This is a genomic window from Paenibacillus ottowii, from assembly GCF_006874425.1.
GTDB classification, from domain to species: domain Bacteria; phylum Bacillota; class Bacilli; order Paenibacillales; family Paenibacillaceae; genus Paenibacillus; species Paenibacillus ottowii.
In genome coordinates this window covers 186206-199025 of record NZ_VIJZ01000003.1, presented here as the reverse complement: position 1 = coordinate 199025, position 12820 = coordinate 186206, and the positions used below count along the sequence as shown (strand labels likewise).

12 protein-coding genes and 1 riboswitch are annotated in these 12820 nt (G+C 49.1%); all 12 genes read left to right on the top strand.

Annotated features, from left to right (window positions below; translation table 11 throughout):
• Window positions 1–176: 176 nt before the first annotated feature.
• Complete coding sequence (gene prfA / locus FKV70_RS07845; RefSeq protein WP_063213847.1) at window positions 177–1244, top strand: peptide chain release factor 1; 1068 nt, start codon at window positions 177–179, stop codon at window positions 1242–1244.
• 3 nt (window positions 1245–1247) lie between these two features.
• Window positions 1248–2147 (top strand): peptide chain release factor N(5)-glutamine methyltransferase, encoded by a 900-nt coding sequence (gene prmC / locus FKV70_RS07840; protein ID WP_142612453.1) that lies wholly within the window; start codon window positions 1248–1250, stop codon window positions 2145–2147.
• A gap of 75 nt (window positions 2148–2222) precedes the next feature.
• A complete protein-coding gene (locus tag FKV70_RS07835; protein ID WP_063213849.1) occupies window positions 2223–3416 on the top strand; it encodes an FtsW/RodA/SpoVE family cell cycle protein in 1194 nt (397 codons plus the stop codon).
• A 211-nt stretch (window positions 3417–3627) separates the two neighbouring features.
• Window positions 3628–4320: a stage II sporulation protein R gene (spoIIR, locus tag FKV70_RS07830; protein WP_142612452.1), complete on the top strand. Its 693-nt coding sequence runs from the start codon at window positions 3628–3630 to the stop codon at window positions 4318–4320.
• A 180-nt stretch (window positions 4321–4500) separates the two neighbouring features.
• Complete coding sequence (locus FKV70_RS07825; protein ID WP_142612451.1) at window positions 4501–5784, top strand: L-threonylcarbamoyladenylate synthase; 1284 nt, start codon at window positions 4501–4503, stop codon at window positions 5782–5784.
• Between the two features lie 142 nt (window positions 5785–5926).
• Entirely contained in the window at window positions 5927–6487 is a 561-nt protein-coding gene (locus tag FKV70_RS07820; protein WP_142612450.1) for a manganese efflux pump MntP, read from the top strand.
• 83 nt (window positions 6488–6570) lie between these two features.
• On the top strand, window positions 6571–7155 hold the full coding sequence (locus tag FKV70_RS07815; RefSeq protein WP_142612449.1) for a low molecular weight protein arginine phosphatase: 585 nt from the start codon (window positions 6571–6573) through the stop codon (window positions 7153–7155).
• 78 nt (window positions 7156–7233) lie between these two features.
• Window positions 7234–7315, top strand: a riboswitch (ZMP/ZTP riboswitch).
• A gap of 206 nt (window positions 7316–7521) precedes the next feature.
• On the top strand, window positions 7522–8109 hold the full coding sequence (locus FKV70_RS07810; protein WP_142612448.1) for a TIGR01440 family protein: 588 nt from the start codon (window positions 7522–7524) through the stop codon (window positions 8107–8109).
• Between the two features lie 120 nt (window positions 8110–8229).
• Window positions 8230–9480 carry a serine hydroxymethyltransferase gene (locus FKV70_RS07805; protein WP_063213855.1) on the top strand — a complete coding sequence of 417 codons (1251 nt, stop codon included), beginning with the start codon at window positions 8230–8232 and terminating at the stop codon, window positions 9478–9480.
• A 174-nt stretch (window positions 9481–9654) separates the two neighbouring features.
• On the top strand, window positions 9655–10536 hold the full coding sequence (locus FKV70_RS07800) for a carbohydrate ABC transporter permease (protein WP_142612447.1): 882 nt from the start codon (window positions 9655–9657) through the stop codon (window positions 10534–10536).
• The gene (locus tag FKV70_RS07795; RefSeq protein ID WP_142612446.1) at window positions 10536–11372 is read left to right on the top strand and encodes a carbohydrate ABC transporter permease; all 837 of its coding nucleotides are present in this window, start codon (window positions 10536–10538) and stop codon (window positions 11370–11372) included. Before FKV70_RS07800 ends, FKV70_RS07795 begins: the two co-directional genes overlap by 1 nt.
• Window positions 11373–11387: 15 nt before the next feature.
• Window positions 11388–12653 (top strand): ABC transporter substrate-binding protein, encoded by a 1266-nt coding sequence (locus tag FKV70_RS07790; protein WP_142612445.1) that lies wholly within the window; start codon window positions 11388–11390, stop codon window positions 12651–12653.
• Window positions 12654–12820: the final 167 nt, after the last annotated feature.

Genomic DNA, 12820 nt, shown 5'->3' with positions numbered 1-12820 from the left:
CAAAGCGCTAAAAGAGATTTGGTGTATTCGACTTCAAGTGATTTGCGAATTTTTGCAAAAACCTAAATTAGCAAGTATTTTATGTAGCTAATTAATCGAAAAGTTGTTATAATAAAGAGCTGTAGCCAGCGAATTTATGCTGGTTTCATATTAATTTAACTGAAGAGGTGAATCGCTTGTTGGACCGATTGCAATCATTGGCGGACCGCTACGATAAACTGAGCGAACTGCTCTGCGATCCGGATGTGGCGAACGATAGCAAAAAACTTAGAGATTATTCCAAAGAACAGTCTGATTTACAGCCTGCTTATGAAGCATATACCGAATATAAAACTGTCGTTGAGGAGCTGGACGCTGCTAAAGCCATGCAGGCTGAAAAGCTGGACGACGAGATGCGTGAAATGGTCAAAATGGAGATTGAAGAACTGAGTGCCCGTAAGCGGGAGCTGGACGAGAAAATTCGTATTTTGCTGCTGCCGAAGGACCCGAATGATGATAAGAACGTTATTATTGAAATTCGTGGTGCTGCGGGCGGTGACGAGGCCGCACTGTTTGCAGCGGACTTGTACCGGATGTACACCCGTTATGCAGATGCCCAAGGCTGGCGTGTAGAGCTGATGGATGCGAACATGAATGACCTTGGAGGTTTTAAAGAGGTTATCTTCATGATTAACGGACGCGGTGCATACAGCAAAATGAAATTCGAAAGTGGCGCACACCGTGTACAGCGGATTCCGACTACAGAATCCGGTGGACGTATTCATACATCTACCTCTACGGTGTCCGTGATGCCAGAGGCAGAGGAAGTGGATATCGAAATTTTAGACAAGGATATCCGCGTGGATACTTTCTGCTCCAGTGGTGCGGGCGGTCAATCCGTTAATACAACCAAGTCGGCGGTGCGTGTAACGCATATGCCAACAGGTATTGTGGCAACCTGTCAGGACGGCAAGTCCCAGAACTCCAACAAGGAGAAGGCACTGCAAGTTTTGCGCGCCCGTATTTCGGATATGATGCGTCAGGAAGAGGAAGCCAAATATGCAGGCGAGCGTAAGAGCAAAGTAGGTACCGGGGACCGCAGTGAGCGTATACGTACCTACAACTTCCCGCAAAGCCGTGTAACGGATCATCGCATTGGTCTGACCATGCATAAGCTGGATCAGGTGATGAATGGAGAGATCGAAGAAATCGTATCAGCACTCACCATTGCAGAGCAGGCTGATTTGATGGAACAAGAGGTTTAAGTTTTGGGGAACGAACGCGATTGTGTGTATCGGATGCCGCCGGAACGGAACATGAGTATCAGAGAAGCCTTAGTTGAGGCTTCTTCTTTTTTAGGAAGTTGCGGCGTGTTGGAGCCGCAGCATAATGCCCGCTTGCTGCTGGAACATGCGCTTGGGCTGGAGGGAACGAGATTCTACGCTGCATTGGGTGATCAATTCCCTTCCTCCGTCAAGAAGGCATGGGAACGGATCATCGCCCGCAAAGCTGCGGGAGAACCGGCGCAGTATATTATCGGACGGCAGGAATTTTACGGCCGCCCGTTCGCAGTTTCACCGTCGGTGCTGATTCCGCGCCCTGAGACAGAATTGCTCGTCGAAGCGATACTTCAGCACGGCGACCGGCTGTGGCCAAGCGGCGCTCCGCACGCGCTTGACATCGGTACGGGCAGCGGCGCGATTGCCGTGACGCTGGCAGCTGAGCGGCCGCGCTGGCACGTGGCGGCGGGGGATATTTCTGCCGCTGCGCTCAAAATGGCGGCTCAGAACGCCGCTCATAACGGCGCAGCCGTAGAATTCCGCGAGGGCGATCTGCTAAGGCCGTTTGCGGGCACGGCGGTGGACATCCTTGTGTCCAACCCGCCATATATTCCGGCTGCTGACATCGCTGGCTTGCAGCCAGAGGTGCGCGACCATGAGCCGCGGATGGCGCTGGACGGAGGTCCTGACGGGCTTGGCCCGTATCGGGCCATGCTAGAGCAGTTGGGACTCCTTCAGACTCCCCCCCGGCTAATCGGGTTTGAGCTGGGGATGGGACAGGCCAGAGACGTGGCTGATCTACTGGAACAGGCAGGTCATTGGAGGAATATTTTAATCATTCCTGACCTTGCTGGGATCGAGCGACATGTCCTTGGTGTCTCGGAGTAATGCTGCATTTTCTTTTTGCGAGTCTTTCCTTTAGAATAAGAGGAGTATGACCGAGAAACGGCTCAGGGGGAAATCATGCTTCAGAAATTGAAAAAAGTTGATGGTCCGGTTATTTTTATTCTGGTTTTGCTCATGGCGATTAGTATTATAACGGTATACAGTGCTGGTAGGGGGCCTACAAACCTGGCAGAACACGGCAACGATTACCAGAAGATGATCGGGTATTATATATTGGGCTTTGTAGTGATCTTGGGTTTAGCGATAGTCGATTTTCGGATATTCATTAAAAAAGCCTTGTATGTATATGGAGGCGGAATCTTTCTGTTGATTCTCGGCTTTTTTGGCGGGACGGTTAATAACTCTCAAGGGTTCTTGAAAATTGGCGGTTTGAATCTTCAGCCTGCTGAGGTATTCAAGCTGGTTCTTATCATTTTTTTGACGTACATGCTGGTTAAAAAACGCAAAAGCAAGCTGTATTTTGTTCAGGATGTGCTTCCAGTTGCACTGGTCAGCTTTGTCCCGTTTGCCATGGTCATGGCACAAAATGACTTGGGTAATGCGCTTGGTTACATTGTCATCGTCATTGGTATGCTATGGATTGGTAATGTGAAGGCATCCCATGCGCTGATCGGGTTTATCGTTTTTGCAGTCGCCGTTGGCGGGGGGATCAAAGCGTATATTTCGTTTCACGATGAGATTGATTCCTTTATGAAGGGGATTGGCCGTAGTCACTGGGTAGAGCGTTTGGACCCTTGGCTGGTACCGGATAAAGCAACCGCGAAGGCATCTTATCATACCAAAAATGCCAAACTGGCAATCGCTTCCGGCGGGATGATGGGTAAGGGCTTTTTGCAAGGAACCTCGGTACAGTCCGGGCGTGTTCCTTATACGTATGCGGATTCTATTTTTGTAGTTGTAGCCGAGGAGTTTGGATTCGTAGGTTCATCCGTTCTGCTATTGCTATATTTTATATTGATACATCGAATGATCCTGATTTCACTGGAATGCCGGGATCGGGCTGGCCCGTATATTATTGTCGGGATTGTGTCCATGTTGCTGTATCAGATTTTTGAGAATATTGGTGCGTTTCTGGGCATTATGCCACTTACGGGAATTACGCTTCCGTTCATAAGCTATGGGGGTACCTCGTTGCTTATTAACATGGCTAGTATTGGCCTGGTTATGAGTATTAAGGTCCATGGCCAAGAACTGGAAGATGACCTGCCGCAGCCTTCCAGAGTAAGCTTGACGAAGGCGAAAAAAGCTTAGTGCAGGTAATTGCAGCTAAAAGCTGATGGGGATTTGTATGAGATGAAACGGTGAAATGAAAGAGTCCAGATTATGAAATCTGGGCTTTTTTATATTTCTAGGTGACGATAAGTTTGCGATGCCCGATTTTTTAAGAGATTCATAGGTTTAGACTCTCCCAAACCGGACAGACTGATAGACATGATAGAGTTTGGGTTTGGGGGGAACGAAGATGAGCAGTTGGATAAAGCAAGTTGCAATGATACTCTTTTGTATTTCGATATTAATGATGTCTTGGGAAGGCCAAAAGACGGATGCTGCGATGACCACAGGGGCAAGAGGAGCTGTAACGTCTGGAGTGACCACTACAGGATTGAAGGTCATTCCGCACGATTCCATTCGACTGCGTATTTTAGCTAATTCCGATCGTCCAGAGGATCAGTTGGTTAAGCGCGAAATACGGGACGCTATTGTGCAGCAGATGAATACATGGGTAGGTGAGTTGGACAATCCACAAAGCCTGAATCAAGCCAGAGTATTGATTGACGCACATTTACCTGAAATTGATCGTTTGGTAGGTGCTGAACTTGCTCGTCGCGGTATAGCGTATGCTCATCAGGTAGAGCTGGCAAGTGTACCTTTTCCGACGAAAATGTACGGGGGGCTTGTCTACCCGGCAGGGAATTATGAGGCGCTTCGTGTTACACTGGGGCAAGGAAAAGGACAAAATTGGTGGTGTGTACTGTTCCCGCCGTTGTGTTTTATTGATGCAGGTAGTGGTGAAGCAGCAGCGCAAACTGTATCGGCAAAAACGAATCATGGAGACAGTCGAACGAAGGGGAATGGGAAGGAGCCAGAAGTGCGCTTTTTTCTGTGGGATGCCCTTACGGGGCTGTGGAGCTGGGTGAGTGGCTTGTTTGCCTAAGTGCTTCGCCAGAGCTGTGTAAAAGAGAACGACGAGTGTAAGTTTCCCCATATGTTATAATGGAACTTACGATAGATATACAGATGGCAGAGCCAATTTGAACTGATTTGTTACAGTAGATTTTTAAGGATCAGGGAGATGCACTGGCCTGTATGACAATAAGATATGGGATGATCTAATATGAGCGATAAAGTGAATCAAATGCAAGATATGCACGCAGGTCTTGTGAAAAAGGAAAAAGCTGCGCAGAAGCAGGCGTTACAGCCTTCTCAAACACATTGGTGGGACGTAAGGTGCTTGGTTCCTAAAGAAGATATGACTATATCAACTATATCGTCTGCTGAGGTGGAAAAAGCGGATTCCGTTGGTTTTGTGAATAACGCTGATGGGAATGGTTCTGACGGAGTTTCGGCTGGACAGGCTCGAATCGCTGCGGAAGAGGGCATACGAGAGGCCGCCCTACTTCTTCAGGCTGGAGAGACGGTAGCCTTCCCTACGGAAACTGTGTACGGACTAGGAGCTGATGCGCGCAGCACTAAAGCAGTGGAGGCGGTATTTGCTGCTAAAGGACGCCCTTCCGACAACCCGCTCATTGTCCATATTTCCGATGCTGCTCAATTAAACGGGATGGTAGCAGAAATAAACGATACAGCCCGAGCGCTGATGAATGCCTTTTGGCCAGGACCACTGACTCTCGTATTGCCAGTAGTGTCACAGGCACTATCATCGCGTGTGACAGCCGGACTGGACACGGTCGGTGTGCGCATGCCAGATCATCCGATCGCGCTGCGCTTGATCACGGAGGCCGGTTGTCCGCTGGCTGCACCAAGCGCCAACCGCTCGGGAAGACCCAGTCCTACCTTGGCACAGCATGTGCTGGAGGACCTGGAGGGCCGCATCGGCGGCATTTTGGACGGAGGTCCCACGGGGGTGGGACTGGAGTCCACGGTAGTGCAAGTCGGTGACGACGGAACCGTCACCATTCTGCGCCCCGGCGGCGTGACGGCTGAACAGCTCGCTGCGGTTGCTCGCGCCGTCGTATTGGACCCGGCGTTGGCTGCCACACCGGGGCAGGACGCCGATAGCCTGGCGCCGCGCTCGCCAGGCATGAAGTATACACACTATGCGCCGCGAGGCCGCTTGAGTGTGGTACAAGGCCCGTCGTCTGATGAAGTGACGGGCTGGATTCGCGCTGCGCTGGTGGAGGCTGCCGCGCGCGGAGAGCGCACAGCGGTGCTCGCGTTCGACGACCATGCCGCCGGCTATGCCGGAGAACGAGTCTACACGCTGGGCAGGCTGGACGCGCTTCATGAGGCGGCGCAACGTCTATACGGCGTGCTGCGCCGCTGCGATGAGGACGGCGTTACCTACATTTTGGCGGAAGCCTGTCCGCCAAAAGGATTGGGAGACGCCGTTATGAATCGACTGCTTAAAGCGGCAGGTCATCGAATCATCTGTCTGTAGCATCCGTAAAAAATGAAGCTTCTTCTTTTAATTTCTTCTCTTTCCTCGTCGCTGTTTCGGGTCTTTTCAGTGCCTGCTTGTACTGATTTGCCCCTTGTCCGCATAACGTGTACAAGAACAGACGGACAATGGAGGGATGAATATGCTGGCATCCTCTGCCGATGCTGGGCAGGTTGTAACGATTCTGATCATGGCGGTAGCGCTAGGGATGGATGCGCTGTCGCTGGGCGTAGGGATCGGTATGAAGGGGATACGCCTGCGAGACGTGCTGCGCATCAGTATTGTGATTGGCTTTTTTCACATTCTGATGCCATTGCTGGGAATGTTCACAGGCCATTATATGAGTTCTTTATTAGGCCATGTGACGACCTATTTCGCAGGGGGATTACTCATCCTTTTGGGCGGGCATATGGTATATAACTCCTTTAAAGGGGACGGCGTACAGGTGTTGGATCATCGGTCGCCTTTGGGTCTTTTGCTATTTGCGCTTGGGGTGAGCATTGACTCATTTTCTGTAGGAGTGTCTTTAGGGATGTTCCAGAGTGATCTGGTACTGACTGTCCTGGCCTTTGGCTTTTGCGGAGGAGCGATGGCCATGCTGGGTCTGTTGCTGGGGCGCAAGGTCAGCCGCAATCTGGGGGATTATGGAGAAGCGGTGGGTGGTGCTATATTACTGGCATTCGGCTTTATGTTTATGTTTTGATTTTAACGTGGACAGTGTAAAATAAATACAGGATTTTAGTAATCCTCTGTTTATATATTTTTAACATACGGGGGGTGAAGGCGTTGAAGAATATTTTATTTGTATGCACAGGGAACACTTGTCGCAGTCCAATGGCTGAGGGGATGCTGCGTAAATTGGCTGCTGAGCATGGATTGGAACTGGACGTGCGTTCTGCGGGAGTAGCTGCGATGGAAGGCACGCCGATATCCCGACATGCAGAGGCGGTTCTGCGTGATCACGATATTACCGATCAGATCACTTCAACCCCTTTAAGCGACGGGCTTGCCGAGTGGGCACATCTGATCTTAACCTTGACGCAAGGACATAAACAGCATGTCGTTCAGCGGTTTCCCCAAACGGCGGGCAAAGTATTTACGCTTAAGGAATATGTGGAAGACCGGGAAGCAGTGCTGAATGATGTACAGGAGTTAGATGGCTTGTATGCTTCACAGCAGTTGATGGCTTCATTGGGACAAGAGCTATCGGTGGAGGAACGTGAACGTATAATTGAATTGCATCAACGGATTCCGGGCTTCGATATCTCAGATCCGTTTGGCGGTTCGCGGGAGGACTACGATGTCACAGCATCGGAAATCCGTACGGCTTTGCATAAGTTGTTGGACAAGTTAAAGGGTTCTTCCGAATGAAATAGGCACTATCCCTCTATTTTGTACGGAATTTGTTGATTTTCAGCAGCTAATCCGTTAAGATAAGGTGGAAAAATGAGCATCCGGTGTAACTGGCGACAAAAGTGGGATTAACCACGGTGGAGCATCGGATATACGGCCGGTCGCCTGGGCAAAAGAGCAATTCCACATAGGTGTGGACTGCTCTTTTTTCGTATACGAGCTACAGCAGATTTTCTGTTGTCTTCTTGTTCTTCCATTTTTTCTGCTCGAAATCTGAAACATCGGCTATAATATAGTCAGATTGTGATCAGGAGAGAGTGTGTTGAACTCGGGGCATAGACCATGCCTAGTCTCTGAGAGGCTGTTCAACCAAAGGAGGTTCCAATGGTAGAACAATTGGATCATGAGATTTCACTCGAAGCACAGACCGCTTCTGTCGTGCGGGAAATTGCAGAGGCAGCCAGTCTCAAAGCGGGTCGCCTGCTGGTTATTGGCGCAAGCACGAGTGAAGTGGCTGGAAGTCGCATCGGCACGGCAGGGGCGCTCGACGTGGCTCAGCAAGTGTTGTCTGGAGTAGAGTCCGTTCGCAGAGAGTATGGCTTTGATGTGGCGTTTCAATGCTGTGAGCACTTGAACCGAGCGCTGGTTGTTGAACGTTCTCTACTGGAACGATTAGGACTGATGGAGGTTGCGGCCGTTCCTGTTCGTACAGCAGGGGGGTCTATGGCTACCGTTGCCTATCGTTCTATGGACGATGCGTGTCTGGCAGCGAACGTACAGGCTCATGCCGGGATAGACATCGGCGAAACGCTGATTGGCATGCATCTGCGCCCGATTGCCGTTCCGTTTCGCCCAAGCCTTCGCTGGATTGGTGAAGCACGTGTGACGGCTGCGTTCACTCGTCCTCCACTTATTGGCGGACAACGGGCAGTGTACAGTCTGGAACAAGAAGCCGGCGGAAACTGCGATTAGCATTTGGCATGTCGGCATGTTTGTACTGATTTCTTTGCATTGATGATGAGGTACCCAACAGAGGAGCAGGCATTTGCTTGTATGCCCAACAATTTGACCATGGAGAGGGAGTAATCAATCATGATGGAACATCTGCGTAAAAGTGACCCGGCAGTGATGGAAGCAATGGGGCTTGAACTAAAAAGGCAACGCCACAATATCGAGCTGATCGCATCCGAAAACATCGTCAGCGAAGCAGTAATGGAAGCCATGGGCTCCGTGCTTACCAATAAATATGCTGAAGGTTATCCGAACAAACGCTATTATGGTGGCTGTGAGCATGTCGATGTCGTTGAAGATATTGCACGTGATCGCGCGAAAGAACTATTCGGTGCCGAGCATGCGAACGTGCAACCTCACTCTGGAGCACAAGCTAATATGGCGGTATATCTGGCTGCTCTTCAACCTGGTGATACTGTACTGGGTATGAATCTGGCGCATGGCGGCCACTTAACACACGGAAGCCCGGTTAATGCCTCCGGCTTGTTGTACAACTTTGCCGCTTACGGTGTGCGTGAAGACAACTTCCGCATCGACTACGATGAAGTGCGCAAAGCAGCTTTCAAGCACCGCCCTCGTCTGATCGTAGCTGGTGCAAGTGCATATCCGCGTACTATTGATTTTGAAGCTTTTGCTTCTATCGCTAATGACGTAGGTGCGTTGTTCATGGTGGATATGGCGCATATCGCTGGTCTCGTGGCAGCAGGAATCCACCCAAGTCCAGTTCCTCATGCCCAATTTGTGACAACAACGACACACAAAACGCTGCGTGGTCCGCGCGGGGGTCTGATTCTGACTCGCAAAGCATGGGCGCAAGCGATTGATAAAGCTATCTTCCCGGGTACTCAAGGCGGACCACTGATGCACGTGATCGCATCCAAAGCGGTTGCTTTGGGTGAAGCGCTCCAGCCATCATTCAAAACCTATGCGCAAAACGTAGTTCGCAACGCACAGGTGCTGGCCGAAACACTACTGGCAGAGGGGATTAACATTGTATCCGGGGGTACGGATAATCACTTGATGCTGCTGGATACACGTAATTTGAATATTACAGGTAAAGAAGCGGAACATGTATTGGATTCCGTGGGGATCACGGTTAACAAAAACGCCATTCCGTTTGACCCAACAAGTCCGTTCGTTACCAGCGGCATCCGTATTGGTACACCTGCTGCAACTTCTCGTGGTATGGATGAAGAGGCCATGGTTAAGATTGGTAAAATTATTGCGGACACCCTTAAAAATCCAAAAGATGACACGGTATTGTCCAAAGCAAGCCAAGCGGTTGGCGAGTTGACAGATAAGTTCCCGATCTATCCAGGAACGCAATACTAATTCGTCGTCATTTCATATTCTTTATGTAATAAGGCTTTTTCCCTTCCGTTCGTGGAGGGGAGAAAGCCTTTTTTGATTTCAAACGACTCGGAACCTGCGTTTTTGGGTAATAAGCGATTACAGTAAGGATTATGCGCATTTTCCTTCAAGATCTACGACAAAGGAGTGATTGCATTGAGTCAAAGAAAATCCGCGCAATTATTGCAGCAGCTCATATTTGTGGGACCGATGGCGTTGTTTTTCGTCTTGATTATGGTCATTCCGTTTCTGCTGGGGCTATATTATTCCATGACGAACTGGGATGGCGTATCTGAACATGTCCGATGGCTCGGGCTAGGGAATTACATTCATATTTTTAGAGATGATCCAGATTTCCGTAATGCGTTCTGGTTTACGGTCCGTTTTACCGTATGTGGCGTCATTCTAACGAATCTGGTTGGCTTTTTCCTGGCCTATGCGCTTACAAAACCATTGCGTACCCGCAATGCACTGCGAACGGTGTTTTTTATGCCTAATATGATCGGCGGTTTGCTACTCGGCTTTATCTGGCAGTTTATATTTATACGCGGTTTTTCTGCGGTGGGAGAGGCGACAGGACTTTCCTTTTTCAAACTGCCGTGGTTGGGGGATGGGCCGACTGCTTTTTGGGGGACTGTCATTGTGTTTGTTTGGCAATACGCAGGTTATCTCATGGTTATTTACATATCCTCTCTAAATAATGTCCCGCACGCCCTTATTGAATCGGCGCAAATCGACGGTGCGAGCCGAAGACAGATTTTGCGTCATATTGTGGTGCCGCTTATTATGCCAGCAGTGACCGTCTGCTTGTTCCTAGCGATATCCTGGTCCTTTAAAGTATTTGAGTTGAATCTGGCTTTGACAAAGGGGGGACCGTTCAAGGCGACAGAGTCTGTAGCGTTGGATATATATAATGAAGCGTTTACAAATAATCGACTTGGATTGGGGACTGCCAAGGCTATGATTTTCTTCGTGGTTGTTGCGATCATTACCAGCATTCAGGTGCGTCTCACGAAGAAAAAGGAGGTCGAAATGTAATGGGAAAAACATCGAACTATCGTTTAAGCACATGGGTAGCTGAAATATTACTTATTGTGGTTGGGTTGGTCTTTCTAGTTCCGTTCTACTTTTTGCTTGTGAACTCCGTTAAATCTTTTGGAGATATTTTGGCCCATTCCGCATCGTGGCCGACAACCTTCCGTTTTGAAAACTATGCTAATGCCTGGAATAAAATAAACTTTCCCACCGCACTCGGGAATTCCCTGATCGTCACGATCGTCAGCAATGCGCTTCTGCTGCTGATCAGCTCGATGGCCGCCTACCAAATGGTTCGGCATGACACTTTTTTTAATCGGTTCCTGTTCGGTTTGCTTGTGGCCGCGATGGTCGTGCCTTTCCAATCGATTATGTTGCCGCTTATGGAAGTGTCCAATGTGTTAAGCCTGAACAACAGCATACCAGGACTGATTTTGTGCTATTTGGGTTTTGGAGCGCCTCTATCGGTGTTTCTGTTTCATGGTTTTATTAAAACCGTGCCTATTGAGGTCGAGCAAGCGGCAAGAGTGGACGGGGCCTCTCGTTATGGGGTGTTCTTTCGCATCGTTTGCCCATTGTTGCTCCCTATGTTCGTGACCGTACTTATTTTGAACACGTTATGGATCTGGAACGACTATCTGCTGCCTTCACTCATTTTGAACGGCCCTGAGCTGCGTACGATTCCGATTGCGACCTATATGCTGTTTGGTCAATATACCAAGCAATGGGACTTGGCACTGCCGGCATTGGTACTTGGAATCACGCCAATCGTTGTCTTTTTTCTGGTGATGCAAAAATATATCGTTTCTGGCATTGCAGCCGGAGCGGTTAAAGGCTGATGGGAGGGATATCGGATGAAAAAGACAGTGTTGCTTGTCATCTCCCTGATGTTGTTGCTCACATGTATGCTTGCAGGTTGTGGTAATACGAAGGCTCAACAGACTGGGACTAAAACGATACACATTTATCAATTTAAAGTGGAGATTTCGGAGCCGTTGAACAAGCTGAAGGCTGAATATGAAAGAACGCACCCTGGCATCAAGCTGGATATCCAATCTGTCGGTGGTGGGACGGACTACGGTGCTTCGTTGAAGGCTAAATTCGCCTCAGGCGATCAGCCCGACATTTTCACAAATGAGGGCTACCAGGATCGCGATACGTGGTTTGAGTACTTGGAGGATTTGTCGGATCAGCCATGGGTGAAGGATCTGGATGATTTTGCTCGTAAGCCAATGACAGTTAACGGCAAGATTTATGGACAGCCTATGAACCTGGAGGGATTTGGTTTTGTCTATAACAAAGATTTGTTTAAAAAAGCGGGTATCACCAAACTGCCTCAGACGATTGATGAATTGGAGGAAACGGCCAAGCGACTGAAAGCGGCAGGGATTATCCCTTTTGCTAACGGCTATGCAGAGTGGTGGGTTCTGGGAAACCATTTTATCAATATCCCCTTTGCCAGACAGCCAAACCCGGAAAGCTACGTTGCCGATTTAAATAAAGGAACTGCTCGCATCCCTGGTAACACCGTGTTTGATCAGTGGGTGAAATTGCTTGACCTGACTTTAAAATACGGAAATCCTAATCCGCTCACGACAGACTACAACACACAAGTGACCCTGTTTTCGACAGGCAAGGCTGCTATGATGCACCAGGGAAACTGGACGCAGCCGCAAATAGATGGAATTAATTCTAACTTGAATTTGGGTATTCTTCCTACACCTATAGACAATGACTCCTCCGCTGGAGACAAACTCGCTGTGGGAGTGGCCTCGAATTGGGTGGTCAATAAAAACTCACCTGTGAAGCAGGAAGCAAAAGAATTTCTCAACTGGCTGGTCACATCGGAAACCGGCAAGCATTATATCACCAAGGAGTTTAAGTTCGTTCCCGCTTTCAAAAGTATCAAGTCCAGTGACGAGACCACAGGTGATTTAGGTGCGGAAATATCCCGGCATGTGAGAGAAGGCAAGATATGGAGTTGGAACTTCCAGCGCTTCCCGAAGGGGTTGAATCAGGATTTAAGCAGTAGTATGCAAGCCTATATTGCAGGAGTTATTACGAAAGACGAAATGCTTCAGCAATTTCAGGAAGCATGGGACAATCTGAAGTATAGGTAAAATATGCTGCATGGGGATGTAGAGACTATACCTTAGGTGGGAAACTTCAAGCTGAAAAGGCTTTGACGGTCAAGGGCCGTCAGAGCCTTTTTGATGTGATTTTATATGACAAAAGTCACACGAAATGGGGCCTGCCAAGTATTTTGCATGTCATATCTTTCCCTTGA